General features: G+C 61.8%; 25 protein-coding genes. 13 read left to right on the top strand and 12 right to left on the bottom strand.

Annotated elements, in window-relative coordinates; all coding sequences use genetic code 11:
* Window positions 1-31: 31 nt before the first annotated feature.
* Window positions 32-1,426, bottom strand: coding sequence for a Si-specific NAD(P)(+) transhydrogenase (sthA, locus tag BLW80_RS08590; RefSeq protein ID WP_093758181.1), 1,395 nt, complete (start codon window positions 1,424-1,426; stop codon window positions 32-34).
* A gap of 276 nt (window positions 1,427-1,702) precedes the next feature.
* Between sthA and BLW80_RS08585 the strand changes: the two genes are divergently transcribed.
* The 9 genes from BLW80_RS08585 (at window position 1,703) to BLW80_RS08545 (ending at window position 11,896) form a co-directional block, all read left to right on the top strand.
* The gene (locus BLW80_RS08585) at window positions 1,703-3,121 is read left to right on the top strand and encodes an MFS transporter (RefSeq protein ID WP_093757631.1); all 1,419 of its coding nucleotides are present in this window, start codon (window positions 1,703-1,705) and stop codon (window positions 3,119-3,121) included.
* A 144-nt stretch (window positions 3,122-3,265) separates the two neighbouring features.
* A complete protein-coding gene (locus tag BLW80_RS08580) occupies window positions 3,266-4,084 on the top strand; it encodes a chromate resistance protein ChrB domain-containing protein (RefSeq protein WP_093757630.1) in 819 nt (272 codons plus the stop codon).
* A 1-nt stretch (window position 4,085) separates the two neighbouring features.
* Window positions 4,086-5,483 carry a chromate efflux transporter gene (gene chrA / locus BLW80_RS08575; RefSeq protein WP_093757629.1) on the top strand — a complete coding sequence of 466 codons (1,398 nt, stop codon included), beginning with the start codon at window positions 4,086-4,088 and terminating at the stop codon, window positions 5,481-5,483.
* A gap of 105 nt (window positions 5,484-5,588) precedes the next feature.
* Entirely contained in the window at window positions 5,589-5,837 is a 249-nt protein-coding gene (locus BLW80_RS08570) for a hypothetical protein (protein ID WP_093757628.1), read from the top strand.
* 212 nt (window positions 5,838-6,049) lie between these two features.
* Window positions 6,050-7,237, top strand: coding sequence for an extracellular catalytic domain type 1 short-chain-length polyhydroxyalkanoate depolymerase (locus BLW80_RS08565; protein WP_170849617.1), 1,188 nt, complete (start codon window positions 6,050-6,052; stop codon window positions 7,235-7,237).
* A 99-nt stretch (window positions 7,238-7,336) separates the two neighbouring features.
* Window positions 7,337-9,826, top strand: coding sequence for a PAS domain-containing hybrid sensor histidine kinase/response regulator family protein (locus BLW80_RS08560; RefSeq protein WP_093757626.1), 2,490 nt, complete (start codon window positions 7,337-7,339; stop codon window positions 9,824-9,826).
* 195 nt (window positions 9,827-10,021) lie between these two features.
* Window positions 10,022-10,441: a DUF1236 domain-containing protein gene (locus BLW80_RS08555; RefSeq protein WP_068730422.1), complete on the top strand. Its 420-nt coding sequence runs from the start codon at window positions 10,022-10,024 to the stop codon at window positions 10,439-10,441.
* 166 nt (window positions 10,442-10,607) lie between these two features.
* Entirely contained in the window at window positions 10,608-11,579 is a 972-nt protein-coding gene (locus tag BLW80_RS08550) for an acyl-CoA desaturase (protein WP_244528061.1), read from the top strand.
* A gap of 65 nt (window positions 11,580-11,644) precedes the next feature.
* Entirely contained in the window at window positions 11,645-11,896 is a 252-nt protein-coding gene (locus BLW80_RS08545) for a hypothetical protein (RefSeq protein ID WP_093757625.1), read from the top strand.
* A gap of 5 nt (window positions 11,897-11,901) precedes the next feature.
* On the opposite strand, the gene BLW80_RS08540 is transcribed toward BLW80_RS08545, so the two are convergent.
* The 3 genes from BLW80_RS08540 to BLW80_RS08530 form a co-directional block, all read right to left on the bottom strand.
* Window positions 11,902-12,228 (bottom strand): hypothetical protein, encoded by a 327-nt coding sequence (locus tag BLW80_RS08540; RefSeq protein ID WP_093757624.1) that lies wholly within the window; start codon window positions 12,226-12,228, stop codon window positions 11,902-11,904.
* A gap of 7 nt (window positions 12,229-12,235) precedes the next feature.
* Entirely contained in the window at window positions 12,236-12,904 is a 669-nt protein-coding gene (locus BLW80_RS08535) for an MBL fold metallo-hydrolase (RefSeq protein WP_093757623.1), read from the bottom strand.
* Between the two features lie 249 nt (window positions 12,905-13,153).
* On the bottom strand, window positions 13,154-14,278 hold the full coding sequence (locus BLW80_RS08530; RefSeq protein WP_093757622.1) for a vWA domain-containing protein: 1,125 nt from the start codon (window positions 14,276-14,278) through the stop codon (window positions 13,154-13,156).
* A gap of 148 nt (window positions 14,279-14,426) precedes the next feature.
* Between BLW80_RS08530 and BLW80_RS08525 the strand changes: the two genes are divergently transcribed.
* Complete coding sequence (locus tag BLW80_RS08525) at window positions 14,427-14,921, top strand: MmcB family DNA repair protein (RefSeq protein WP_093757621.1); 495 nt, start codon at window positions 14,427-14,429, stop codon at window positions 14,919-14,921.
* 13 nt (window positions 14,922-14,934) lie between these two features.
* Here the strand turns inward: BLW80_RS08525 and BLW80_RS08520 are convergent, their stop codons facing one another.
* A complete protein-coding gene (locus BLW80_RS08520; RefSeq protein ID WP_089263491.1) occupies window positions 14,935-15,489 on the bottom strand; it encodes an ActR/PrrA/RegA family redox response regulator transcription factor in 555 nt (184 codons plus the stop codon).
* A 214-nt stretch (window positions 15,490-15,703) separates the two neighbouring features.
* Between BLW80_RS08520 and BLW80_RS08515 the strand changes: the two genes are divergently transcribed.
* Window positions 15,704-16,969 carry an MFS transporter gene (locus BLW80_RS08515; RefSeq protein WP_093757620.1) on the top strand — a complete coding sequence of 422 codons (1,266 nt, stop codon included), beginning with the start codon at window positions 15,704-15,706 and terminating at the stop codon, window positions 16,967-16,969.
* A gap of 95 nt (window positions 16,970-17,064) precedes the next feature.
* Here BLW80_RS08515 and BLW80_RS08510 read toward each other — a convergent pair whose 3' ends face one another.
* Together BLW80_RS08510 and BLW80_RS08505 are read right to left on the bottom strand one after the other, a co-directional pair.
* Window positions 17,065-17,562 carry a VOC family protein gene (locus tag BLW80_RS08510; RefSeq protein ID WP_093757619.1) on the bottom strand — a complete coding sequence of 166 codons (498 nt, stop codon included), beginning with the start codon at window positions 17,560-17,562 and terminating at the stop codon, window positions 17,065-17,067.
* Between the two features lie 138 nt (window positions 17,563-17,700).
* Window positions 17,701-18,246: a carboxymuconolactone decarboxylase family protein gene (locus BLW80_RS08505; protein ID WP_093757618.1), complete on the bottom strand. Its 546-nt coding sequence runs from the start codon at window positions 18,244-18,246 to the stop codon at window positions 17,701-17,703.
* 172 nt (window positions 18,247-18,418) lie between these two features.
* On the opposite strand from BLW80_RS08505, the gene BLW80_RS08500 reads away from it, so the two are divergent.
* Both BLW80_RS08500 and BLW80_RS08495 read left to right on the top strand, forming a co-directional pair.
* Window positions 18,419-19,603 carry an acyl-CoA dehydrogenase family protein gene (locus tag BLW80_RS08500; RefSeq protein ID WP_093758179.1) on the top strand — a complete coding sequence of 395 codons (1,185 nt, stop codon included), beginning with the start codon at window positions 18,419-18,421 and terminating at the stop codon, window positions 19,601-19,603.
* 163 nt (window positions 19,604-19,766) lie between these two features.
* Window positions 19,767-20,903 (top strand): acyl-CoA dehydrogenase family protein, encoded by a 1,137-nt coding sequence (locus BLW80_RS08495; protein WP_093757617.1) that lies wholly within the window; start codon window positions 19,767-19,769, stop codon window positions 20,901-20,903.
* Between the two features lie 267 nt (window positions 20,904-21,170).
* Here the strand turns inward: BLW80_RS08495 and BLW80_RS08490 are convergent, their stop codons facing one another.
* From BLW80_RS08490 to BLW80_RS08470, 5 genes are all read right to left on the bottom strand, one after another.
* A complete protein-coding gene (locus tag BLW80_RS08490) occupies window positions 21,171-22,211 on the bottom strand; it encodes an amino acid ABC transporter substrate-binding protein (RefSeq protein WP_093758178.1) in 1,041 nt (346 codons plus the stop codon).
* Between the two features lie 82 nt (window positions 22,212-22,293).
* On the bottom strand, window positions 22,294-22,896 hold the full coding sequence (locus BLW80_RS08485; protein WP_089263709.1) for a L,D-transpeptidase: 603 nt from the start codon (window positions 22,894-22,896) through the stop codon (window positions 22,294-22,296).
* Window positions 22,897-23,056: 160 nt separating this feature from the next.
* Complete coding sequence (locus tag BLW80_RS08480) at window positions 23,057-23,206, bottom strand: DUF2474 domain-containing protein (protein ID WP_089263496.1); 150 nt, start codon at window positions 23,204-23,206, stop codon at window positions 23,057-23,059.
* Complete coding sequence (gene cydB, locus BLW80_RS08475) at window positions 23,206-24,207, bottom strand: cytochrome d ubiquinol oxidase subunit II (RefSeq protein WP_093757616.1); 1,002 nt, start codon at window positions 24,205-24,207, stop codon at window positions 23,206-23,208. The genes BLW80_RS08480 and cydB overlap by 1 nt, the downstream gene beginning before the upstream one ends.
* Window positions 24,204-25,613, bottom strand: a complete 1,410-nt coding sequence (locus tag BLW80_RS08470; RefSeq protein ID WP_093758177.1) for a cytochrome ubiquinol oxidase subunit I — start codon at window positions 25,611-25,613, stop codon at window positions 24,204-24,206. The genes cydB and BLW80_RS08470 overlap by 4 nt, the downstream gene beginning before the upstream one ends.
* Window positions 25,614-25,860 lie beyond the last annotated feature (247 nt).

Genomic DNA, 25,860 nt, shown 5'->3' with positions numbered 1-25,860 from the left:
CACGAATCCATGTGGCCATGGCGCTTCTGCGCTACCGCGCCGTCATCCTGTTCCATGCATCCAGCCCGGCGATCTTGTAGGCCTCGGCCAGCGTCGGATAGTTGAACGTGTTCTGGATGAAGTAGTCGATCGTGCCTTTCAGGTTGAGCACGGCCTGGCCGATATGGATCAGCTCGGTCGCGCCTTCGCCCAGAATATGCACGCCGAGCAGGCGGCGGGTCTTGGTCGAGAAGATCATCTTCATCATGCCGCTATCCAGGCCCATGATATGTCCGCGCGAGGTCTCGCGAAACCGCGCGACGCCGACTTCATAGGGAATACCCTTCTGGCGGACTTCCTCTTCGGTGAGCCCGGTCGTGGAAATCTCCGGCACCGAATAGATGCCGTAGGGAAAGAACTCCGGGGGCGCCAGCGGCTCCATCCCGAGCGCGTGGCAGGCGGCAACGCGGCCTTGCTCCATCGATGTGGAGGCCAGTGAAGGAAAGCCGATGACATCGCCCGCCGCATAGATATGCGGCACGCTGGTCTGCAGCGTGACGGGATCGACAGTGATGCGGCCGCGGTGATCGACGGTGATGCCGGCGGCATCGAGATTGAGTCGGTCGGTCGCGCCGACGCGGCCGGCGGCGAACAGCAACATCTCGGACGTAACGTTGCGGCCGTCAGCGAGCCGGGTGACGATCTGGCCATGTGCGTTCTGCTCGATCGCATTGACCTTGGAGCCGAGCCGCAGCGCGACATTGCGATCGCGCAGCTCATGCATGAATTCGTCGATCAGCTCCTTGTCGATGAAATCGAGAAAGGTCGGCCGCGGCTCGATCAGGGTCACGGCGACATCGAGCGCGCTGAAGATGGTGGCATATTCGACGCCGATCACGCCCGCGCCGATCACCGCGAGGCTGCGCGGCAGTTTCGGCAGGTCGATGATCTCGTCGCTGTCGAACACTGTCTTGTTGTCGAACGGCACGTAATCCGGCCGGAACGGGCGGGTGCCGCAGGCAATCAGGATATGGCCGGCGGTGACATTCTTGATCTCGTTCTTCTCGTTGGCGATCTCGATCTGGTGCGGCCCGGTGAAACGTGCCTCGCCGAGCGCCGTCTTTACGGCATTGCGGCTGAACTGATGCTCCAACACCTCAACCTCGTGGTCGAGTGTCTTCTGCAGCCGCACGATCAGGTCGTGGGCGTCGATGTCCTGTTTCACCCGATAGGAACGGCCGTAGAAGCCGCGCTCGCGCCAGCCGGACAGGTTGAGCACGGTCTCGCGCAGGGTCTTCGACGGAATGGTGCCGGTATGGACCGAGACGCCGCCGACTCGTCGGCCCTTCTCGACCACCAGCACCGATTTACCGAGCTTGGCGAACTGGACGGCAGCGCGCCGGCCAGAGGGGCCGGAGCCGATCACGATCGTGTCGTAGTCATACATCGAAGAGGCCTCGAAACCGGAAGGGCCGGCATATGCAATCGCTTCGCCATGCAGCAATCGGGCCACAGGCGGTATCTTCCTGCACGAGGAATGCAAATTCGGTGTGACTTGGACGGGGAGATCGACCTGCGAAGCCGGGCCCGCGGTCAGCACCACCAATTCCGACGGGAGAGTTCAATTGAATAAGGCTACCTCCGAGGTAATCGACGCGATGACTGGAAGCTGGGATCAAAGTGGGCGGCTGCTTCAGGCCGAACCGTTGAGCGAGGCGCTACCATGCACCAGATCGTTGCCAATCCTGTCGACTCCACGCGCCGCTGGTGGGTGCTGGCGATCGTCGTTGCGGCGCAGTTCATGTTTGGGGTCGATGCCTTTATCGTCAATGTCGCGATCCCAACCATCGCGGCCGAGCTTCGTGCCAGCGCGGCGCAGATCGAGGCCGTTATTGCGGTCTATCTGATCGGATACGCGACGCTGGTGATCACCGGCGGCCGGCTCGGTGACATCCACGGCACCAGGAACACCTTTCTCGCCGGCGTGCTTGGCTTCACCCTGACCTCGCTGTGGTGCGGGCTCGCGCAGTCCGGGCCGGAGCTGATTCTGGCGCGGCTGGCACAGGGTGCCACTGCGGCGCTGATGGTGCCGCAGGTGCTGGCCACCATCCATGTGCTGTTTGTGGATGAAGAAACCCGCGCCCGCGCCCGCGCCTTCGCCGTCTACGGCATCGTGCTCGGCCTTGCCGGCGCTGCGGGCTTTCTGCTCGGTGGCCTTCTGGTGACGATGGACCTCGCAGGCCTCGGCTGGCGTGCGGTGTTCTTCGTCAATGTACCGGTGGGGCTTGTCATCACAGTGGCTGCGTGGCGGCTGATGCCATCCGTTCCCCGCCGTCCAGGCACGCGGCTGGATATACCGGGCGCGCTGGTGCTGTTCGCCGGATTGCTCGGTCTGATCGGCCCACTGCTGTTCGGGCACGAACTGCACTGGGCGCTGTCTGTGTGGCTGGCGATGGCAGCGGGTGCGGCAGTGATCCCCGGCTTCGTCCGGCTGGAGCGCCGTGTCGCGTTGCGCGGTGGCATGCCGCTGATCGATCTGGCGTTGCTCGCGGATGCTGCTTTCATGCGCGGGCTGTGCGCGGTGTTCTTTTTCTTCTTCGCCAATCTGTCATTTTACCTGGTGATGACATTGTTCATGCAGAATACGCTGCACATGCCGCCGCTGCGGGCCGGTTTTATTTTCGTACCGCTGGCGCTGGCCTTCGTTGTCGCATCCCGTCACAGCGGCATGCGGTCACGCCATCGTGGCACGCTGGTGCTGATCGAGGGCTGCGTGGTGCAGGTCATCGGTCTTGCCGCACTGGCCGCAACGGTGCTGGCCGTCAACGCGTCGTCTGCATCGCTGCTGGCGGTGCCGCTTGCCGTGTTCGGTTACGGCCAGGGTCTGGTCATGGCGCCGCTGTCCAGTGCCGTGCTGTCGACCGTACAAACGTCGAGCGCGGGAGCCGGCTCGGGCATGTACGGCACCACGACACAAATCGCCAATGCAGCCGGCGTTGCTGCGATCGGCGCGGTCTATTTCGCGGTGCAATCCGAGGCATCGGCAGTCATCGCGCTGCTCGCAAGCTTCGCATTGTGCGTGTTGTCGGTCGCCGCCTGTGCGGGCTTTCTGCTATGGATGCGCCGCGCGGGCGCCGCATAGAATTCCAGCACAGCGTTTGATCGTCCAGCACGCGCCTTGACAGGTCAATCGCGATGGCTTGATATTGGGGCATGGGGACAAAGCGATCTCCCCACGAGGCGACATGCCCAAGTATCGCGTCCCGCATTCCTGCAAGGACGCGCCATGTCATCGATTAACAGCATTTCCGTTGAAAAACTCGTTCGCCTGATCGGGACGCCGAAATGTCCCGCGCTCGTCGATGTTCGCACCGACGAGGATTTCGCCCTGTCGCCGTTTCTCCTGCCAGGTTCGGTCCGGCGGCCATTCGGCGACGTGAATGGCTGGGCCGCGGCGCTGCGCGGTCGGTCCGCCATGGTGATCTGCCAGAAAGGTCTCAAGCTCAGTCACGGCGTTGCCGCGCTGCTGCGCGATGCCGGTATCCCGGCAGAGGTTCTGGAAGGCGGCTATCTCGCATGGGAGAGTGCAGGCCTGCCGCGCGTTCCCACCAGCAAGTTGCCGCCGCAAAACCCGCAGGGCCGTACTTTGTGGGTGACGCGGGAGCGCCCAAAGATCGACCGCATTGCCTGTCCCTGGCTGATCCGGCGTTTCATCGATCCGGCGGCGCTGTTCATGTTCGTTGCGCCGTCGGAAGTCTCGGCCGTCGGCGAGAAATTTGATGCTGCGCCGTTCGATATCGAAGGCGTGTTCTGGAGCCATCGCGGCGAGCTCTGTACCTTCGATGTGATGATAGAGGAATTCGGCCTCGCCACGCCGCCGTTGCTGCGGCTGGCTACCATTGTCCGCGCGGCGGATACAGCGCGGCTCGATCTCGCCCCGGAAGCGCCGGGCCTGCTGGCGGCGTCACTCGGCCTGTCGCGAATGTATGCCGACGATCTCGAGCAGCTTGAGGCTGGACTGAATTTGTACGATGCGTTCTATCGCTGGTGCCGAGATGCCAGCACCGAAACCCACAACTGGCCGACAGCAAAGACGAAAGCTTGAGATGACGGAAGCAACTTCGGTCACACCGCCAGCCATTCCCGAGCCGCAGACCCACGGCGTTTCCTTCTCGGAGGCATTTTCGGTGTGGCTCCGGATCGCGTTGCTTTCCTTCGGCGGTCCGGCCGGGCAGATCGCGGTGATGCATCGCATCCTCGTCGATGAGAAGCGCTGGGTGTCGGAGAGCCGGTTTCTGCATGCACTGAACTATTGCATGCTGTTGCCGGGCCCGGAGGCGCAGCAGCTTGCGACCTATATCGGCTGGCTGATGCACCGGACCGCTGGCGGGCTGATGGCCGGTGGGCTGTTCATCCTTCCCGGTGCGATCTGCATCATGGCGCTGAGCTGGATTTACGCTGCATTCGGTAATGTCGGCATCGTCGCGGCGCTGTTCTTCGGCCTGAAGGCCGCAGTGCTCGCGATCGTGCTGCAGGCGGTGGTGCGAGTCGGTAGTCGTGCACTGAAGAACGATGTGATGCGCGCGCTGGCGGCCATCGCCTTCCTCGCGATCTTCTTTCTCGACGTGCCATTCCCGGTGATTGTTTTCGGTGCGGCAGCGATTGGCTTCCTCGGCGGTCGGGCCGGTCTGTCGGCCTTCACGGTGAGTGCGGGCCACGGGTCATCAGGCGGCGGCGACGCTGATAGTTTGCTCGGAGATCAACTTCCTCTCCATGCCCGGCCGAGTGTACGGCAGTCGCTCACCGTTGCGGTCGTCTGGCTGGTGCTGTGGCTTACGCCCGTCGCTGTGCTGCTCGTGGCGTTCGGCAGCAATGATGTGTTCAGCCAGATTGCCGTTTTCTTCTCCAAGATGGCGATGGTCACCTTTGGCGGTGCCTATGCGGTTCTCGCTTATGTCGCGCAGCAGGCCGTCGATCACTACGCATGGCTGAAGCCGGGTGAGATGCTCGATGGCCTTGGCATGGCCGAAACCACGCCTGGTCCGTTGATCATGGTGCTGCAATTCGTGGGCTTCATGGCCGCCTTCCGCGCACCGGGGATGTTGCCGCCGCTGCTGGCGGGCACGCTTGGTGGATTGCTCGCGACCTGGGTGACCTTTGCGCCATGCTTTCTCTGGATTTTCCTCGGGGCGCCGTTCGTCGAAACTCTTCGTGGCAACCGCGCGCTGAGCGCCGCGCTGGCGGCGATTACCGCCGCAGTGGTCGGCGTCATCCTCAACCTGGCGATATGGTTCGCCATCCACACGATGTTTCGGGAGGTGAAACCTGTTCGCACGCTCGGACTCAGCTTCGACATGCCGGTTCTGCAGAGCGTCAATGGATGGGCTGTCGCGCTGTCGGTCGCGGCGCTGCTTGGGGTCTTCTATCTGAGGATTGGTTTGCTGCAGATCCTGTTGGCTTGTGCAGGCGCGGGCGTGCTTTTGCACATCGTCGGTCTGGTGTGACGTCAATCGCGAAACCGTGTGCGGAACCGGTAATTGACGGCCGACGGAACAGGAACGTTTCGAACCACGTCGCGTTGAAGGCCGTTCACTCAACAGGAGCTGACCATGCGGAAAACCATTCTTGTTGCGATCTGCGCCACGGCCATCGGCGCTACTCCGTTCGCAGCCTTTGCCCAGGCGACCGGCCCGTCCGGCCAGGATTCGACCAAGATGGGCACCGGCACGACGGCGAAGGAAGGCGAGACCAAGGCCACGGGCACCCAGGGAATGTCGAAAAATAGCGCGAAGAAGGATTCCATGCACAAGGACGGCATGAAGAAAGACAAGATGATGAAGAACGAGATGAAACAATAACTCGTCATCTCTCCCCGACTCGCCCCGTATGGCGTGGCCATGTTATGGCCGGCCCTGCGGGGCTTCCTTTGCAATATAGGTAATTTCGGAAGCGTCCGTGGCGCCTCTCGTTTCGTTGATAGGTATATTGAAACCGTAATTGTTTTATTTTGCAGTGCAGCAACCATATGTCGTCGGTACTGTTGTATAAGCCTGACGACCTAGGAGCTGCCGTGTCTCTTGCCGATAATATCGATTTCCTCCGCAATCTCCCGAAACCGCCCGGAATCAATACGTTGCAGGGGTTGGCGCGCGGCCGTGCGTCGGCAGGTTTGAGTCCGATCAGCGAATCAACGGGTTTCGGCAGCAATCCCGGCGACCTCCGTATGTTCAGTTACGTGCCCGCCACGCTGGCAGCAAATCCGGCATTGGTCGTCGTGCTGCACGGATGCACTCAGAACGCTGCGGGCTATGACAACGGCACCGGCTGGTCTGCTCTCGCAGAGCGCTATGGTTTCGCGCTGCTGATGCCCGAACAGAAGCCGTCCAATAACGGCAACACCTGCTTCAACTGGTTCAATGCCGATGACATCGCGCGCGATAGCGGCGAAGCGCTCTCGATCCGTGAGATGATCGAGCAGATGGCCGTGGACCACGATGTGGACCGCAAGCGTATCTTCGTTACGGGTCTGTCGGCCGGCGGCGCGATGACCTCGGTGATGCTCGCAACCTATCCTGACGTGTTTGCGGCCGGCGCCATCATTGCGGGCCTGCCTTACGGTATCGCCACCACCATGCAGGAGGCGCTGAGCGGTATGTATCGCGCGGCGCCGCGTGCCGCGAACGATCTCGGCAATCTCGTGCGCAAGGCATCGCCGCATACCGGTGAGTGGCCGAAAGTGTCCGTCTGGCACGGCAGTGCCGATCGCACCGTCAATCCGGCCAATGCCGGCGAGATCGTCAAGCAATGGCTCGACCTTCACGGCCTGCCGCCCGCACCGATGTCCGCCGTGGATGTCGACGGCTATCCGCGCGAGGTGTGGTGGAACAAGGACGGTGAAACCGTCGTGGAATCCTACACGATCACCGACATGGCGCATGGCACGCCGCTGGCGATTGCCGGACAGGACGAGCCCTATGGCGCCGCCGGTGCCTTCCTGCTCGAAGCCGGCATCTCATCCTCGTATCATATCGCGCAGTTCTTCGGCCTTACCCGGCAGCTTGCACCCCGCAATGTCGAAGCTGCAGCCGTGGAACCGGCGGCTCCGGCGGATGCCACTGTCTCATCGGTGACGCAAAAGCCGCGCACGTCAGGCGATCGACGCGCCGCGCGCCGCGATCCCGTAGGACGGCGGTCTATCGATATCAACGGTGCCATTACTCGTGCCCTCACGGCTGCCGGTCTCATCAAGTCACCCTGACAAGTAACAGGCGTGATCGGCGCCGATTTGCGCCAGGTCTGACAGGGCGCTAAGTTCTCAAGATACGTCAGACTGGTCTTGCGTACCGATTGCCCGCGCATGTTGGATGCCCATCGACCGAATTCGCCCGACTTTCTCGCCGGTGGAGGCGAGATGGGGGCGTTGATGCGTGCTTACGATTGGGCATCGCATCCGATCGGAGCACCGGATACCTGGCCGCAGAGTCTGCGCACCGCGATCCGGATCGTCCTGAATACCAACCACCCGATGTTCATCTGGTGGGGACCGGACCTCATCCAGTTCTATAATGACGCCTATGCGCTGACCATGGATGCACAACAGCATCACGCAGGGCTGGGCGCGCGCGGCCGTGAATTCTGGCACGAGATCTGGCCCATCATCGGCCCGCAGATCGCGCAGGTGATGAGTGGCGGAGGTGCCACCTGGCACGAAAACCAGCTGATCCCCATGACGCGCAATGGCAAGCTCGAACACAGCTATTGGACTTACAGCTACAGTCCGCTCGATCTGGATGACGGCGTCGGCGGTGTGCTGGTGGTTTGCCGCGATGTTACCCGGGATCATGAAGCGACCATTGTCTTGCGCGAGCGAGAAGCAGAGCTCGCGCGCGTGCAGCAGATCGGCCAGATCGGCGGTCTCGAAGTCGATCTGCGTACCGGCTTCCGCAATCGTCGATCGCCCGAATATCTGATTGTTCATGGTTTACCGCCGGAAGCGGCCAACGAGTCGCACGAAGATTGGGTGCGTCGCATCCACCCTGAGGATCGCGAGGCAACGGAGCAGAAGTTTCGCGACGCGGTGAAAAGCGGCGTGCGCGACTACACTGTGCAGTATCGCATCATTCGCCCGAGCGATGGCCAGACCCGCTGGATTTCAGTGCGATCCTATATCGAGCGCGACGACGCGGGAAAGCCGCTGCGGCTGGTCGGTGCGCATACCGACGTCACCGATCAGGTGCTGGCAGAGCAGGCGCTGCGCAAGAGCGAGGATGAGGCGCGTCAGCTCGCGGCAAAACTAGCAGACCTCAATGAGACGCTGGAACAGCGCGTGCGCGACAAGACGCGTGAGCGCGACCGGATCTGGAGCGTGTCGCAGGATCTCCTGATGGTCGCCGACCATGATGGCGTCTGGCGCACCGTCAATCCGGCCTGGACGCGCACGCTCGGCTGGAGCGAGGCCGAGCTGCTCAACAAGACCTCGCGCTGGCTCGAGCATCCCGAGGATCAGGCCAGGACGATGGCCGAGGTCGATAAGCTTGCTGCCGGCGAGCCGACGATCCGCTTCGAGAATCGCCTTCGCCACAAGGATGGCTCCTATCGCTGGCTGTCCTGGACGGCAGTGCCGGATCAGAACCAGATCTATTGTGTGGCGCGCGATGTCACGGCCGAGAAGGCTGCCGCCGAGCGCCTTAAAAACACTGAAGAGGCGCTGCGGCAGTCGCAGAAAATGGAGGCTGTCGGTCAGCTCACCGGCGGTATCGCGCATGACTTCAACAACCTGCTCACCGGCATCGTCGGCTCGCTCGACCTGATGCAGACACGGCTCGGTCAGGGTCGCACCGACAATATCGCGCGCTATATCGACGCTGCGATGACCTCGGCCAATCGTGCGGCTGCGCTGACGCACCGGTTGCTGGCCTTCGCGCGGCGGCAACCGCTGATTCCGAAAAGCGTCGATGCCAATATGCTGATCGTCTCGCTGGAGGATCTGTTGCGCCGGACCATTGGCGAGACGCTGGATCTCGATATCGTGGCGGCGCCTGATCTATGGTGCACGCTGTGCGATCCAAACCAGTTAGAGAGCGCGTTGCTCAATCTGGCGATCAATGCGCGCGACGCGATGCCTGATGGCGGGCACTTGAAGATCGCGACACAGAATGTGCGCGTCGATGCCATCAATGCCAATGCGCCGGCTCTGACGCCTGGCGACTATATCTGCATCAGCGTCAGCGACAGCGGAACCGGCATGAGCCCGGAGATCGTGGCGCGCGCCTTCGATCCGTTCTTCACGACAAAGCCGATCGGGCAGGGCACGGGCCTCGGCCTATCGATGATCTACGGCTTCGCGCGTCAATCCAACGGACATGTCAGCATCGACAGCAGGCTCGATATCGGGACGACCGTGAAACTGTATCTGCCGCGCCATGAGGGAGACGCTGCCGCACAGGATGCGGCCCCGCTGAAGGGCGATCAGCATGTGGCCGCAGGCGAAACCCTGCTGGTGGTCGAGGATGAGCCGGTGGTGCGCTCTGTCATCGTCGATATGTTGCGGGACGAAGGCTATCGCGTGCTCGAGGCAGTTGATGGCCCGTCGGGGTTGCGGGTCCTGCGCGAGACGCCGAATATCGATCTGCTGGTCACCGATATCGGGCTGCCTGGCATGAACGGCCGTCAGCTTGCCGATCAAGCGCGCGAGGCGCGGCCGAACTTGAAGATCCTGTTCATCACCGGTTATTCCGAAAGCGTCGTTATGGCGAAGGGCTTTCTGCTGCCTGGGATGGAGATGATTACCAAGCCGTTCGACCTCGATCATTTCCTACGACGCATCCGCGCGATGGTCACGAGCTAAAGCGTTTTCAAGCGAAGTAGATACCGGTTCGCGTCTAGAAAATGCGTCAGAATAAAAGGCGTAGCCCTCCGGTTCCATATCTCTCCAGATATTTCAGCCTCGGTGCGCAGGTTCTAACAGTTCAATCGCCGGAACCATTGTGCGGCCGCGAGCTTGTATCGGCGCAATACCGATCAATCAAAACTGGAGATCATCATGATCCGCCGTCTTCTTGGAACCGCTGCCATCGTCGCCATGATGGCTCTTCCCGCTGTTGCTCAGGCTCAGGGTGTCCCCGGAGGCATTGAGCGTGGTGCGCGCGATGGCGAGCGCGCAGCTGGTCCTGTGGGCGCTATCGTAGGCGGCACCATCGGTGGTGTTGTCGGCGGCGTAGCCGGCGTGCTCGGTGTCGACGATCGCCCGCGGTTCCGCAGCTATGTCGTGGAACAGCGTCGCCCATCCTACACCTATAGCAACGAAGTTCGTGTCGGTGCCGTGCTGCCTGAGAGCGGCGTGACCTATTACGAGGTTCCGGCAGAATACAATTCCGCCCGTGAATACCGCTACACCGTGGTCAATGGTCGCACGGTTCTCGTCGAGCCGCGCACCCATCGCATCGTGGAAGTGATCGATTAAGCCGATCAATAAATGACTTTTCGAACGGGCCGCCTTCAGGCGGCCCGTTTTGTTCCATCTATGGCCTGCGGCGTATCTGTAGTCAGCGCCGATGTTCTCGCGTAGAGAAGTGCCGGGGAATCACACGAGCACCACGCGGCGATCAATCGCCCGGATGCGGAGAACGATGGCCACCAGCAATCGCGATCAGATCGCCCCTGCCATCGCACTGGACATTCCCCTTGCCGATCGTACCGAGACAGGTCTCGCTTTGCCGGACGGCGTGCAGCCCTATCGCATCGACTGGCTCAACACGCTCACCATCGCCACCTTTCACGCACTCGCACTACTCGCGCTGATGCCGATGTTCTTCAACTGGACAGCGGTGATCGTGGCGGTCATCGCAGCGCGGTTGTTCGGCCTCATCGGCATCAATATCGGTTATCATCGGTTGCTGACGCATCGCGGTTTCAAGTGCCCGAAATGGCTGGAGCACGCTTTCGTTGTCGTGGCGATCTGCTGTGCCGAGGATACGCCGGCGCGCTGGGTTGCCATCCATCGCCGTCATCACGAGAAGTCCGACGAGCAGCCGGACCCCCACAGCCCGCTTGCCAGCTTCTTCTGGGGCCATATGGGCTGGCTGCTGGTGAAGAACCCGGACCTGTCCCGCCTCGGCATCTATGAACGATATGCCAAGGATGTCCTGCGCGATCCGTTCTATGTCGCGCTGGAACGTAATTTCTGGCAGCTGAAGATCCTGCTCATCCAGATCAACGTCTTCTTCTTTGCGGGCCTGGCCGGCAAACTGCTGTGGGGCGGCTCATGGGCCGAGGCGGTGCAGTTCGCTTTGAGCATCGTCATCTGGGCGGTCTTCGTGCGAACCGTCTTCGTCTGGCATCAGACCTGGGCGGTCAACTCGGTCACCCACATCTGGGGCTATCGCAACTACGCGACCGATGAGGACAGCCGCAACAATCTGTTCATTGGCTACCTCGCCCATGGCGAGGGCTGGCATAACAACCATCACGCCGATCAGCGCTCCGCGCGCCATGGCCATCGCTGGTGGGAGTTCGATACCACCTATCTGACGATCCGCCTGCTGGAGAAGCTCGGCCTGGTATCGGATATTGTCGAACCGCGGCATACGACCAAGCGCTAATCAAAATTGGCGCCGCACATGCCACACGAGGTGCAACTTTTCGTCACAATTCGCGTTACTACACCATGATGACGAAGCCCGATATCTGGTATGTGGCGTTTGGCCCCGACAAATCCGTGAAGTCCGACACCCGCGCGACAAACGGTGTGCGTACGACCAGGACTTTCAAATCCGAAATCGATGCAAAACTGTTCGCCCGGGAAATCCTGGCCAAAGGCTGGACCGCAACAGCCGGCACACTCAATCCATATCAACCCAAGCGCACCATTGCGGCATCGCAGATCGAAGACTGGGCCGATCCCGCTCGAGCCGACTAATCCGGCTAGATCACTTCGTAGGCGAAAAACAGGATGATTACCGTGATCGCGACGAGGCCTCCCAGAAAGCACTGATCGGCAATCGACTCGCAGCGCTCGCTGAGTTGGCGGTTTTGCGACTTCCGCATCGATGTGTAGGACGCGACCGCGCTGGCGAGAAAGAACAGCGAGGCGATGGCCGAATATTCATCGACCCGGCTGGGGCCGATCTGCGGCTCCATGATCTTGACCAGTCCGATCAGCGTCGCGCAGACGCCGATCATCGTCCCGGAGCTCGGCAGGATGTGCTTGGAAAGCGCTCCTTGCTCCCCGGAAACCCTGTCGTCGCTCATGGCGGGATTATGCCTGGCCGGTGAGGAACGGGTTGGTCATGCGCTCCTGGCCGATGCTGGAGCCCGGGCCATGACCGCAGATGAAGCCGACATCGTCGCCAAGCGGCAGCAGTTTGGTCGTAATCGAATGGATCAATGTCTCATGGCTGCCGCCGGGGAAGTCGGTCCGTCCGATGGAGCCTGCGAACAGCACGTCGCCGACATGGGCGAATTTCATCGCCTTGCTGTAATACACGACGCTCCCAGGCGAATGACCGGGGCAGTGCAAGATGTCGAAAGTCAGGCCGCCGACGCTGACGGTGTCGCCTTCATTGAGCCAGCGGTCAGGCATGAAGTTGCGGGTGCCCGTCATGCCGTACTTCGCGCCGCTGTCCTCGACATGTTCGAGCAAGAACGTATCGGCGACATGCGGGCCGATGATTTCGACCTTCAGCGTTTCGCGCAGCTCGTCGGCGCCGCCGACATGGTCGATATGGCCGTGGGTGAGCCAGATCTGTTCGACCTTCACATTAGCCTTGGCAATGGCGTCCAGGATCAGCGGCACGTCGCCGCCGGGATCGATCACCACGGCCTGCCGCGTGGCCTCATCCCACAGCAACATGCAGTTCTGTTGAAACAGGGTCACCGGAATGATGGTGCCGCCGGCCTGGGCTTTATGTTCGGTTTCATCTGTCATCGCGCCACAATGCTGATTTTTGCGGGCGAGAAAAGGGGGAACTTGGGCGGCTTTCTTTCTTCCCCTCTCCCCGGGGGCGGGCAGCCGCGACGGGTGGGAGAGGGTGGATCGAACCGCAGAGCGGTTCGAGACGGGAGAGGGGGCGCTCGCTCAAGGCCCTCTCCCGCCTTCGCTTCGCTCAGGCACCCTCTCCCACGGCGCGCAGCTTCGCTGCGCTGGGGGAGAGGGGAGGGGAAGGACGACCGCGTTCTACTTCTTCAACTGCACCTTCAGCGTCGCCTCCACCTCGCGGTCGAAGGACGATGCCTTGGCCGGCGCCTTGTCGCGCTGGGTCATGAGGTAGGCATCGCGCTTGGCCACCAGCGCGGTCAGCTTGTCGTTCAGCGCCTTGCGATCCTTCATCTGCTTGCCGAGTTCATCGGCGCGCTGCTGCGGCGACAATTTGCGAATGGCCTCAGGCAATTCATCTTCCTTCACGCTGTCGAGCTTCTGCTTGCCGGCGGACACGTCGCTGACAAGATCGCCGCCGCCCGTGACGGCTTCCGACGACACTTTCGCGCGCTTGTTGATGTAGCTTGCCATATCCGTTGCCGAGGCGGGCGCCGCCGCTGCGACTTCCGAGAGCTGCCGGGTTTTGTTCTCGGTGTGCTTCTGCAGCGCGCGCGGGCCGTAGGGGATCACCGTCTTGTTGATGTCATTCTGCAGGATAATGATCTCTTCGTCATAGGGCGTCTCGATGATGACGATCTGGCCGCCATCCTGCGGGATTGCGATGAAACGGCCGTCGCCGCGCTGGGCAACGTCGCGCCAGACCTTCTCCGTATCGCGGGCACCGCCTGCCAGAACAGCGTTGACGATGATGTCCTTCTGCTTCGCGACTTCGAGCGTGGTCGTGTATTTCGTGTCCTGCTGATAATCCATATGCGGCGGTGCGTCGCCGACCAGGAAGACGATACGCCTGACATCGTTACCCTTGGTCCATTGCAGCTTGTTGACGGCGACATCGAGCGCCTCGTTGACGCTCTCCGGCCAGTCGCCACCACCCTTCGCCCGGACCTGCAGCAGGTTGCCATAGAGATCCTGGATGTCGGTGGTGAGGTCGAAGGTCTTGGTCACGTAGTCGTCGCCGATGTCGCGATAGGCGACGAGGCCCATGCGGATGTCGGCGTCGGGATTGCTATCGAGGATTGTAGTTGCGATCGACCAGATCTTGCGCTTGGCGCCTTCGATCAGCCCGCTCATGGAACCGGTGGTGTCGAGCGCGAAGGCGACTTCGACGGTCGGCTTGGCCTGCGCGGAACCGGCGAAAATCGCTTGCGGCAAAGTTGCGGCAGCCGCGAGCAGAACGACACGACCGAGATGGGCTAAGCTCATGAGATATCTCCGTAATCCGGGCTGCAGCGATGATTTTCGGCGCACGTCGTCGCCTGCGGAAAACTTGCGTCCGGCTTGCGACATGCGTGCGGCAGACTGGCGGGAGACGTGATGTGCGGCCCCGCCGAAATCGGCTAAGTTTGTCGCCATGGAATCGAATGCCGTTCACACGCCCGCGCTGATTTTCGATCGCCGCCAGTCGGAGACGGCGTTGGCGATTACGCGCGGAACCACAAGGCTGCTGCGGTCGCTGGGATTCTCATGCGTCAGCGAATTGCCGCTGCCATCCGGACGGCGTGCGGATCTGGTTGCGCTGAACGAACGCGGCGATGTCTGGATCGTCGAGATCAAGTCATCGATCGAGGATCTGCGGGCTGATCAGAAATGGCCCGAGTATCGCGCGCATTGCGACCGGCTGTTCTTCGCCTTCACGCAGGATCTGCCGTGCGAGATTTTTCCCGCTGACACAGGCCTGATCGTGGCGGATGCCTATGGCGCGCATGTTCATTGCGATGCACCGGAGCACCGGCTGCCGGCGCCGACGCGCAAGGGCATGATGCTGCGCTTCGCGATGACCGCGGCGCACAGACTGAACAGGCTGCACGACCCTCAAGGTCATGCAGCCTGGCCGAACGAAATCTAGCTTTTAAGAAGGCTCAGCGCGGCGCGCGCTTGGCGAGAATGCGCTGTAGCGTACGGCGATGCATGTTCAGGCGACGTGCGGTTTCCGAGACGTTGCGGTTGCACATCTCATAGATGCGCTGGATGTGCTCCCAGCGCACGCGGTCGGCCGACATCGGGTTGTTCGGCAGTTCGGACTTGTCATTGTCGATCGCAAGCAGCGCTGCAACGACGTCGTCGGCATCGGCCGGCTTCGACAGATAGTCGACAGCGCCCATCTTCACCGCGGTCACGGCGGTGGCGATATTGCCATAGCCGGTGAGCACGATGGCGCGCGCATCGGGGCGCTGTTGCTTCAGCGCCGACACGACATCGAGGCCGTTGCCGTCACCGAGACGAAGATCGACTACGGCAAAAGCGGGCGCTGATTTGCTGATCTGGGCGAGACCTTCGGAAACGGAGTCGCAGGACGTGACCGTGAAGCCGCGCGTTTCCATCGCACGCGAAAGACGCTCCAGAAACGGCTTGTCGTCCTCCACGATCAGGAGCGAACGGTCGGTCTGTTCAGTCACTTCGGCGAGCGCATTCACGGTTCAAAATCCTCCATATCCAATACGATACCATATGGCGCTGCCGAATGCAGCTGCCAAGGGTGTGAAGATTTGAATGGCTTGATTGTGAAGTTAATCCAAAAGCGTTTTGGCCCGTAAAACGGGTGGTTAATTCTAATCACGGTGGTACATCAGCGCGGCGTGTTGTCGCAGAGCAGCATGATGGACGAAACGTAATGAAAGCAGATCCGGAATGGACGCGACTCCGACTGGGCCGAAGAAGCCCGAGGTAAATGACGAGACATCCGCTCGTTACGACGGCTGGCGTATCGTCGGTGTTTGTTTCCTGCTCGCGACATTCGGCTGGGCGCTCGGTTTCTATGGCCAGAGCGTGTATCTCGCGGAACTTCAGCGCGTGCATGGCTGGCCGGCCTCGACCATCGCGACGGCGACCACGTTTTTCTATCTCGTTGGCGCGTTGCTCGTCGCATTCGTGAGTGAAGCAATGCGCGCGCTCGGGCCGCGCAACTGTTTGCTGGCCGGTGTCGGGGTGATGGCCTTCGCCACGATCCTGCTCGGACAGATCACGTCGCCCTGGCAGCTCTATGCAGTGAACGTGCTGCTCGCCTTCGGCTGGGCCGGCACAAGTCTGGGCGCGATCACCAACACGCTTGGTCTGTGGTTCGACAAGAAGCGCGGCATGGCCATCAGCCTTGCGCTGAATGGCGCGAGTTTCGGCGGCATCGTCGGCGTGCCTCTGATGGTGACGGCGAGCAATGCCTTCGGCTTTGGCGGCGCGACTATCGCAGCAGCGATCGCGATGCTTGTGCTGCTCGTCCCGGTGATCATCATCTTCGTCGGCCATCCGCCGCATCGTGCGGCGAGCGCTGCGCAAGGCGGTGTTGCCGTTACGGCCAGCGCGCCATCGTCGACACGCATTCGCGCGGAGGCGATGCGCGACGTGGCGTTCCTGACGCTCACCATTGCTTTTGCGTTCGGATTGTTTGCGCAGGTCGGCTTCATCGTGCACCTGATCTCGTTTCTCGATCCGGTGATCGGCCGCGAGCGCGCGGCAGCCGCGGTATCACTGCTGACGCTGATGGCGGTGGTTGGCCGCGTGCTGTTCTCGACAGTGATCGACCGGCTCAATCAGCGACTGGCATCGGCGCTGTCGTTTCTCAGCCAGGCGACGGCGCTTGCGATCATCATCAATTCGCGCAATGAGGCGCTGGTGTTCTTTGCCTGCGCGTTGTTCGGCTTTTCGGTTGGAAATCTGATCACGCTGCCGGCGCTGATCGTGCAGCGCGAATTTGCCGCACGCTCGTTCGGGGTGCTGGTTAGCCTGATCACGGCGGCGACGCAGGTCACTTACGCTTTCGGTCCGGGCATCGTCGGCTGGCTGCGCGATCTTTCGGGCAGTTACGCCGTGCCGTTTTATGTCTGCATGGCGTTGCAGGTGGCCGCGGCAGTGTTGATCATGGTGCGGGGGCAGAAGAGCAAAGCTCTAACCTCGTGGTGAGGAGGCGCGTAGCGCCGTCTCGAACCATGAGCTGCTTGGCACATCCTTCGAGACGCCGCGCGAAGGGGCGCGGCTCCTCAGGATGAGGACTGAGTTTATGTCTGCCGCTGCTTCAGCAGCTCCTCAACATCCAGCCGCCTGGTAAACATCGCGATGCCGCCATCGCCATTTCGTGGCCAATCTGCCTCCGGGCGATCCGAATACAGCTCGACGCCATTCTGGTCGGGGTCGCGCAGATACAGCGCTTCGCTGACGCCGTGGTCGCTGGCGCCGTCAAGCTGTATGCCGGCCGAGAGTACGCGGTGCAGCGCGTCGGCCAATGCGGCGCGGGTGGGATACAGGATCGCGGTATGGAAAAGACCTGTGGTGCCGGGCGCCGGCGGCTGGCCGCCTTTGCTCTCCCAGGTGTTAAGGCCGATGTGGTGATGGTAATCGCCGGCGGCGATGAAGACAGCCTGATCGCCATAGCGTTGCTTGACCTGAAAGCCGAGGACGTCGCGGTAAAAGCCGAGCGCGCGATCAAGATCGGCAACCTTCAGGTGAACATGCCCGATCCGTGTGCCTGCGGGGATCGGTAGGGTTTGGTCGGGCATGGGAAACTCCTGAGGGGTATGGCGCTCAGCACGATCTAGTCACGCGATCGCAGGATCGGTAGAGCGTCTTCGCGAAACCCATCGTTTCCAGGAATTGGATTGATGGGTCTCGCGGCGCTTTACCCATAGGGGCATCGCCTACGCAAGTTCCGAGACCAGCCCGTCCGGCAGGCCGAACTCGTAGGTGTTCAGCGTCATCGAGACCATGGTGTAGTAGCCGCACAGGCCGATGATCTCGACGAGGCCCTGGGCGCCCAGCGTCTCGGTGGCTTCGTCATAGAGCGGCTTGGACAGGCCCTGCGCCTCGTGCAGCGACTTGGCGACGTCATAGATCACCCGCGCCTTCTTCTCGCTGAAGGTCGGCGTGCGGCGGTTCTTGATGTCTTCGATGATGGCGGGATCGAGGCCGCCGTCGAGCGCCATCTTCTTGTGCGCATACCATTCGAAATGCGCGGTCCAGTGCCGCGCGGTGACGAGGATCGCCAGCTCGGCATGCGCGGGTGTCAGCGTGGTGTCGTAGCGCAGAAACGCGCCGAGGCGGGTCGCGTGCCGGGCCATGTTCGGGCTGGCGAGCCAGGCCATCATCGGCTCCGGCGGGCGTCCGCGCTTGCTGGCGATCGACTCGTCATAGATGGACTTCTGGTCGGGAGACATTTCGCCAGGCGAAAGCCACTTGAGACGCATGTTGTTTCCTCGTGTGTTTTTGCTCGTTGTTCTCTGGCGATACACCGGAATGGCGAGCCTGACTACTTCCGCTTTGCAGCAGGCCATTGAATTCCACGAAGTGGCGAGTAAGCTTCGCCCAACAACATTGCGGATGCTCGGCATCCCGCGCACAAAATGGATGGAAACGCTGATGTCGGATCTCGATCAATTTCGCAGCGAGACGCGCGCCTGGCTTGAGGCCAATTGCCCGCCGGAGATGCGGAGGCCGATGAGTTCGGATGAGGATACATTCTGGGGCGGTCGCAATGCGAAGTACTCATCCGAGCCGCAGCGTCTCTGGTTCGAACGGATGCGCGACAAGGGCTGGACCGTGCCGCATTGGCCAAAGGAATATGGCGGCGGCGGCCTCGACGGCGAACAGACGAAGATCCTGCGCCAGGAAATGGCTGCGATCTCCGCCCGTCTGCCGCTGGTGTCGTTCGGCATTTCCATGCTCGGGCCGGCGCTGCTGAAATATGGCACCGACGCCCAGAAGCAGGAGCATCTGCCGAAGATCGCCGCAGGCCTGATCCGTTGGTGCCAGGGCTATTCCGAACCGAATGCCGGCTCCGATCTGGCCTCGTTGCAAACGCGCGCCGAGAGCGACGGCGATGACTATCTCATCACCGGTCAAAAGATCTGGACGTCTTACGCGAACTATGCCGACTGGATCTTCTGCCTGGTGCGCACCGACGCGTCCGGCAAGAAGCATGACGGCATCAGCTTCATCCTGTTCGACATGGCGTCGAAGGGTGTCTCGACCAAGCCGATCCTTTTGATCTCTGGCAAGTCGCCCTTCTGCGAAACTTTCTTCGATAGCGTCCGCGTGCCGAAGTCGCATGTGCTCGGCACTGTCGATCGCGGCTGGGACGTGGCGAAATACCTGCTGCAGCACGAGCGTGCGATGATCTCTGGCATGGGCGAGCGCGGTGCTGGCCGGCCGCTTGGCCAGGTCGCTGCCGACTCCATCGGGGCGGACGAACAGGGCCGCCTCGACGATGCGATGCTGCGCGGGCAAATCGCAAGTTTCGAAGTCGATGAGGCCGCATTGGCCTGTGCGGCAGAGCGCGCGGTCGATCTGGCGAAAGCCGGTCAGGCGCATCCGGCGTTTTCGTCGGCGATGAAATATTACGGCACCGAACTCAACAAGCGCCGCCATGAAATCCTGATGTCATCGGGCGGCATCGATGCACTGGAATGGGAAAGCCAGCGCTCGCAAGAAGGCGCACGTCCGCGGGCGTGGCTGCGTACCAAGGCGAATTCGATCGAAGGCGGCACCAGCGAGGTGATGCTGGGGATCGTTGCCAAACGCATTCTGGATTTGCCGGGGGCGTGAATTTCACTCTGCCCTCATCCTGAGGAGTGGCCGAAGGCCGCGTCTCGAAGGATGGTGGTGCACTCCATCTCATGGTTCGAGACGGCGCTTCGCGCCTCCTCACCATGAGGACTGAGCTAGGATCAATTTGGTCGCCAGACCGCCTCATCATTGGATCACACCCATGCCTCTCCTCCTCAACGAAGAACAGACCATGCTGCGCGACAGCGCCCGCGGCTTTATCGGCGACAAGGCGCCGGTCAGTCATTTCCGGCAGCTCCGCGATGCCAAGGATGCGACCGGGTTTTCGCGCGACTACTGGCGCGCGTTTTCCGAAATGGGATTTGCCGGATTGTTGGTGCCGGAAGCGTTCGGCGGCAGCGGGCTCGGCGCCGTCGAAGCCGGCGTCGTGATGGAAGAGATTGGCCGCACACTGATGCCGTCGCCATTCTTCTCCACGGCTGTGCTGGGCGTCTCGGCGCTGAATCGGGGCAGCGACGCGCAGAAGTCGGAATATCTGCCGAAGATCGCCAGTGGCGTGCTGCTGGCGGCGCTGGCCATCGACGAAGGCGCGAAGCATCGCCCGCTGCAGACGGCGATGAAGGCCGCACGCTCCGGCAATGGCTTCAAGCTGAATGGCGCGAAGGCATTTGTGGTCGATGGCCACACCGCCGATCTCCTGATCGTCGCGGCGCGCAGCGCAGGTGCGCCGGGTGAGCGGGACGGCCTCACGCTGTTTCTGGTCGATCCGAAGGCCAAGGGCATCGCGCTCGAGCGCACCGCGATGGTGGATTCGCACAATGCAGCGCGGATCACGTTCGACAATGTCGAGGTTACCGCCGACAGCGTGCTCGGCGATGTCGATCAGGGCGGCACATTGCTGGATAGCGTGCTGAATATCGGCCGCGGTGCCGTTGCCGCCGAAATGGTCGGCCTGTCAGACGAAGTGTTCGGCCGCACCGTGACCTATCTCAAGGAGCGCAAGCAGTTCGGCAAGCTGATCGGTGAATTCCAGGCCCTTCAGCATCGCGCCGCGCATCTCTATACCGAGATCGAAGTCACGCGCGCGGCCGTGCTGAAGGCGCTGCAACTCGTCGATGATGGCGCGCCGACGGCGCCGGCCGCGATTGCCGTCGCCAAGGCCAAGGCCGGCACCACGGCGACGCTGGCCGTGCAGGAAGGCGTGCAGATGCATGGCGGCATGGGCATGACCGACCAGTTCGACATCGGCTTCTTCATGAAGCGCGCGCGGGTCTGCCAGGAATTGCTGGGCGACAGCAATTATCACGCGGACCAACTGGCGCGGCTGAAGAATTATTGAGAGCGGGCGCTCTTAACCTCTCCCCGCGCTTTGCGGGGAGAGGTCGCCGCGTCTTCGCGGCGGGTGAGGGGCATGGCAGGCGCGCGCCTCATCGGCAGTTCATCGGATCGCTCCGATGATTGACGTGCAACCTTCCAGAGAAATTCTTCGATCCGATAGTTGCGAGATGGACGCGGACCTTGTGCCATGCCCCTCACCCGCCCCGGCGTCGCTGCGCTCTGCCGGGTCGACCTCTCCCCGCGCAAGATGCGGGGAGAGGTTAAGTACCTACCTGATCGGCGGGGCGTATTGAATGCCGCCGGCGCTCCAGATCTGGTTCAACCCGCGCGGAATTTTCAGCTTCGAGCCTTCGCCGATGTTGCGGTCATAGACTTCACCGTAATTACCGACATGGCGGATGATGCGGGCGGCCCAGTCCTTCGAGAGGCTGAGGTCTTCGCCATAAGCGCCTTCGGTGCCGACCAGACGCATCACGTCGGGCTTCTTGGACTTCAGGGCTTCGTCGATGTTATTCGAGGTGATGCCAAGCTCCTCAGCATTGATCATCGCATAGAGCGTCCACTTCACGATCATCATCCAGTCGTCGTCACGCTGGCGCACCACGGGGGCCAGCGGCTCCTTGGAGATGACGTCGGGCAGGATCACATGATCGTCCGGCTTGCTCATGGTCAGGCGCAGCGCATAGAGCTGCGACGCATCCGCCGTGAAGGTGTCGCACTGGCCGGAATTATAGGCCTTGAGGACTTCGTCCAGCTTGGGAAACTTCACTTCGGTATATTTGATGTTGTTGCTGCGGAAGTAGTCGGCAAGATTCAACACCGTCGTGGTGCCGTCCTGGACGCAGACCTTGCTGCCATCGAGTTCCAGCGCGGAATCGATCTTGCGGGACTTCGGCACCATGAAGCCCTGGCCGTCATAATAGGATACGGCCGGGAAATAGAGATCGTAATTGGTTTCGCGCGACATGCTCCAGGTGGAGTTGCGCGACAGGATGTCGACCTTGCGGCTCTGCAGCTCCTTGAAGCGATCGGAGGCGTCGAGCGGGACGAAGGTCACCTTCTTCGGATCGTTGAAGATCGCGGCGGCGACGGCCCGGCAGAAGTCGACATCGAAGCCAGTCCAGGTGCCTTGCGCATCCGGGGACGAGAAGCCGGGCAGGCCGGTGTTCACGCCGCAGAGTACAGCATCACGTTTGACGGTGCGCTTCAGCGTCTTGGTGTCGTAGCGCTCATAGGTGATCGCAGCCGCAGCCACTGCAGTGGCAACCACCAGGCCGATGGCCAGCCCGGTCGTGAAAGTCCGCTTCATCCCCATGCGAAGTCCGCCCCGTCGTCAGAGAAAAATATGTCAGAGAAAAACTGGATCGAAGAGCTGCGCGGCGAGGCGCAGATCAGATTTCAGGCTTCTGGCGCACGATGACCTTGGTGCCCACCGGGATCCGCTCGTAGAGATCGGCGACATCGGCATTGACCAGCCGGAAGCAGCCGGACGATACGGCGGTGCCGATGGTGTCAGGCCGGTTGGTGCCGTGGATACGATAGACGGTGGCGCCGAGATAGAGCGCGCGGGCGCCGAGCGGATTGCCCGGGCCACCCGCCATGAAGCGTGGCAGATAAGGCTGGCGTGCGATCATTTCCGGCGGCGGCGTCCAGTCCGGCCATTCCGCCTTGCGCGAGATTTTCAAGAGGCCCTGCCACTGGAAGCCGTCGCGGCCGACGCCGATGCCGTAACGCAGCGCGCGACCATTGCCTTGCACCACATAGAGATGGCGTTCGGAAGTCGCGATGATGATGGTGCCTGGCGCCTCGGTGGTGCGGTACAGCACCATCTGCTTCTGGAATTCCGGCTCAAGCTGAACGGAGTCGTCGGCAATTAGCCCGGGCTCGTCGCCGACATCCGGACGCGGTTGCTGGGCGAGGCCTTGCGTGATCGACAACATCAGGCTGGCTGCGGCGACGAGCTGAAAGCCAAGCAGGCGGCGGATGTTGATCATCGCAGGCATCTCCGGTTTCGCGTCCGATATTCTGTATCATCCCAGCCAAATCACGGGAACCATGAAATCAACGGGCATGGCGACAGTCCGCGGGCGGACGTCGTGAATCGCCCGCATATTTGCCGTTCGCGGGTGACGATTTGATTAAAGGTCACCGCGTCTATTTCGGTGCGATCCACAGTCGCAGCACGTAGCTGACGAGGGTCACACTGGCGACGCCGCCCAGCCACAGCGCAACAAACCACAACAGGCGCTGCATCAGCGGGCGCTTGCCCAAAGAGCCGGGCTTTTGCTGCGATGCAGGTGTCATCAGTGATAGCCCGCGCCGGCGCGAACCTTGCCACGAAACACGTAATAGGCCCAGGCGGTGTAGCCGAGGATGATGGGAACCAGCACGGCGACGCCGTAGCTCATGAAATGCAGGCTGTTGTCGGGCGACGCGGCCTGCCAGATGGTGATGCTGCGCGGCACGATATAGGGCCACATGCTGATGCCCAATCCCGCATAGGACAGCGCGAACAGCGCCAGCGACAGGAAGAACGGCCGGTAATCCTGTTTGGCCGCGAGGCTTCGCATCAAGAGCGCTGTGATGGCAGCAACCGCGATCGGCACCGGCGCCGTCAGGATGATGTTGGGCCAGGCGAACCAGCGCCGCGCATATTCGGCATCCAGAAATGGCGTCGCGATGCTGACGAGACCGATGGCGGCGAGCATGGCGAATAGCAGCCACCAGCTCAGCCGATAGGCCTGATCGCGCAACGCGCCTTCGGTCTTCAACACCAGCCAGGTGGCACCGAGCAGGCCGTATCCGGCCATCAGTGCGAGGCCGGTCAGGACGCTGAACGGTGTCAGCCAGTCCCACCAGCCGCCGCCATAGTGGCGACCGTTGACAACGATGCCTTGCAGGATCGCGCCGAGCGCCACGCCCTGCGCCAGGGTGGCCATCAGCGATCCGCCGGCAAAGGCGATGTCCCACAGATTGCGCTCGCGCGTGGTGCGCCAGCGGAATTCGAAGGCGACGCCGCGAAACACCAGCCCCAGCAGCATCACGATCACCGGCGTATAGAGCGCCGGCATCAGCACCGCATAGGCCAGCGGAAACGCCGCCATCAGCCCTCCGCCGCCGAGCACTAGCCAGGTCTCGTTGCCGTCCCAGACCGGGGCGACCGAGTTCATCATGACGTCACGGTCTTCCTTCTTCGGGAACAGTGGAAACAGCATGCCGAGGCCGAGATCGAAGCCGTCCATCACGACATAGACGAACACGGCAAAGGCGATGATGAAGGCCCAGACGACCGCGATATCGATCATGACGCGTGCCCCGATGCGGTTGCACCCACAGCCGGGGTAATGCCCGCCGCACGACTCGGCACGTTGCCGGCCGGGCCTTGCTCATCATGATGGGGTGGCGCGGCCATGAGCCGGAGCAGATAGATCGTGCCGGCGGCGAACACCAGGAAATAGACGATGGCGAAGGCGATCAGCGACGACGCAACGGCTGGCGCCGCCAGCGGCGAGACCGAGTCGCTGGTGCGCAGCAGGCCGAACACCGTGAACGGTTGCCGCCCCGTTTCGGTGGTGACCCAGCCGGCTAGCACGGCGATGAAGCCGGCCGGGCCCATCGCGAGCGCAAAGCTGTGAAGCAAGCGCGACTCATAGAACTTGCCGCGGAAGCGCATGAAGAGGCTCAGCAGTCCCAGCCCCAGCATCAGAAAGCCGATGCCGACCATGATGCGGAACGACCAGAAGGTCACCGGCACCGGCGGCCAGTTTTCGCGCGGAACAGTATCGAGCCCGGCCATCGGCGCATTGAGATCATGCTTCAGGATCAGCGATCCGAGCTTGGGTATCTCGATGGCGTAGTTCACTTTGCCTTCGGCCTGGCTCGGGAGACCGAACAGGATCAGCGGCGCGCCATGGGGATGGCTCTCGAAATGGCCTTCCATGGCCATGATCTTGGTTGGCTGGTGCTCAAGCGTGTTGAGGCCGTGCTGATCGCCGGCAAGAATCTGCAGTGGCGCGACCAATGTGGCCATCCACATCGCCATAGAGAACATCACGCGCGGGCCGGGCAGGCGCGTATCTTTGAGCAGGTGCCAGGCACCGACCGCGCCGACCACGAAAGCCGTGGTGAGATAGGCCGCCAGCACCATATGCACGAGACGATACGGGAAGGACGGATTGAAAATCACCTTCCACCAGTCGGCCGCAACGAACTGGCCGGCAGCATTGATGCTGTAGCCGGCCGGCGTCTGCATCCAGGAATTCGCCGAGAGAATCCAGAACGCCGAAAACAACGTGCCGATCGCGACCATCAGCGTAGCGAAGAAATGCAGCCTTGGACCGACGCGCTTGAGTCCGAACAGCATGACGCCGAGAAAACCTGCTTCGAGAAAGAAGGCGGTGAGGACTTCATAGGCCATCAGCGGGCCGATGATCGGTCCTGCCTTGTCGGAGAAGGCCGACCAGTTGGTGCCGAACTGGTAGGACATCACGATGCCCGAGACCACGCCCATGCCGAAGGCAACGGCGAAGATCTTGAGCCAGTAATTGAACAGGTTGAGGAAGACGTCGCGCCCGGTCCACAACCAGAGCGCTTCGAGCACGGCGAGATAGCTCGCGAGCCCGATGGAGAACGCGGGAAAGATGATGTGAAATGACATCGTGAACGCAAATTGCGCTCGGGCTAGTATGACAGGGTCAAAGCCTTCGAACATCTGCATCCGTCCATGTGTAGTCTGGACGTGTTCTATCATGCAGAGCGCGCGGGCGAAACTGCGCGAGGTCTTTGTTAGTTGGCCGCCCGGATTCGGCAACGTCTTGAAAAGGCTGTCCATCTGCCCACATTGGCGTTCGCCGTTGGACTCGTAGACAATTTGTCCAATTTTGTCAGATGTATTGCGCAGGTCGATGCGGAAGTTCGTGCGTCCGCCGACGATGACAAAGCCGTAGCTCCAAACAGAA

The organism is Tardiphaga sp. OK245, assembly GCF_900108575.1.
Classification (GTDB): domain Bacteria; phylum Pseudomonadota; class Alphaproteobacteria; order Rhizobiales; family Xanthobacteraceae; genus Tardiphaga; species Tardiphaga robiniae.
This window is presented reverse-complemented; position numbering and strand designations above follow the sequence as displayed.

Coding starts and splice junctions, on each gene's coding strand:
- sthA (WP_093758181.1), bottom strand. CDS start 1,426: ATGTATGACTACGACACGATCGTGATCGGCTCCGGCCCCTCTGGCCGG.
- BLW80_RS08585 (WP_093757631.1), top strand. CDS start 1,703: ATGCACCAGATCGTTGCCAATCCTGTCGACTCCACGCGCCGCTGGTGG.
- BLW80_RS08580 (WP_093757630.1), top strand. CDS start 3,266: ATGTCATCGATTAACAGCATTTCCGTTGAAAAACTCGTTCGCCTGATC.
- chrA (WP_093757629.1), top strand. CDS start 4,086: ATGACGGAAGCAACTTCGGTCACACCGCCAGCCATTCCCGAGCCGCAG.
- BLW80_RS08570 (WP_093757628.1), top strand. CDS start 5,589: ATGCGGAAAACCATTCTTGTTGCGATCTGCGCCACGGCCATCGGCGCT.
- BLW80_RS08560 (WP_093757626.1), top strand. CDS start 7,337: ATGTTGGATGCCCATCGACCGAATTCGCCCGACTTTCTCGCCGGTGGA.
- BLW80_RS08555 (WP_068730422.1), top strand. CDS start 10,022: ATGATCCGCCGTCTTCTTGGAACCGCTGCCATCGTCGCCATGATGGCT.
- BLW80_RS08550 (WP_244528061.1), top strand. CDS start 10,608: ATGGCCACCAGCAATCGCGATCAGATCGCCCCTGCCATCGCACTGGAC.
- BLW80_RS08545 (WP_093757625.1), top strand. CDS start 11,645: ATGATGACGAAGCCCGATATCTGGTATGTGGCGTTTGGCCCCGACAAA.
- BLW80_RS08540 (WP_093757624.1), bottom strand. CDS start 12,228: ATGAGCGACGACAGGGTTTCCGGGGAGCAAGGAGCGCTTTCCAAGCAC.
- BLW80_RS08535 (WP_093757623.1), bottom strand. CDS start 12,904: ATGACAGATGAAACCGAACATAAAGCCCAGGCCGGCGGCACCATCATT.
- BLW80_RS08530 (WP_093757622.1), bottom strand. CDS start 14,278: ATGAGCTTAGCCCATCTCGGTCGTGTCGTTCTGCTCGCGGCTGCCGCA.
- BLW80_RS08525 (WP_093757621.1), top strand. CDS start 14,427: ATGGAATCGAATGCCGTTCACACGCCCGCGCTGATTTTCGATCGCCGC.
- BLW80_RS08515 (WP_093757620.1), top strand. CDS start 15,704: ATGGACGCGACTCCGACTGGGCCGAAGAAGCCCGAGGTAAATGACGAG.
- BLW80_RS08510 (WP_093757619.1), bottom strand. CDS start 17,562: ATGCCCGACCAAACCCTACCGATCCCCGCAGGCACACGGATCGGGCAT.
- BLW80_RS08505 (WP_093757618.1), bottom strand. CDS start 18,246: ATGCGTCTCAAGTGGCTTTCGCCTGGCGAAATGTCTCCCGACCAGAAG.
- BLW80_RS08500 (WP_093758179.1), top strand. CDS start 18,419: ATGTCGGATCTCGATCAATTTCGCAGCGAGACGCGCGCCTGGCTTGAG.
- BLW80_RS08495 (WP_093757617.1), top strand. CDS start 19,767: ATGCCTCTCCTCCTCAACGAAGAACAGACCATGCTGCGCGACAGCGCC.
- BLW80_RS08490 (WP_093758178.1), bottom strand. CDS start 22,211: ATGAAGCGGACTTTCACGACCGGGCTGGCCATCGGCCTGGTGGTTGCC.
- BLW80_RS08485 (WP_089263709.1), bottom strand. CDS start 22,896: ATGATCAACATCCGCCGCCTGCTTGGCTTTCAGCTCGTCGCCGCAGCC.
- BLW80_RS08480 (WP_089263496.1), bottom strand. CDS start 23,206: ATGACACCTGCATCGCAGCAAAAGCCCGGCTCTTTGGGCAAGCGCCCG.
- cydB (WP_093757616.1), bottom strand. CDS start 24,207: ATGATCGATATCGCGGTCGTCTGGGCCTTCATCATCGCCTTTGCCGTG.
- BLW80_RS08470 (WP_093758177.1), bottom strand. CDS start 25,613: ATGTTCGAAGGCTTTGACCCTGTCATACTAGCCCGAGCGCAATTTGCG.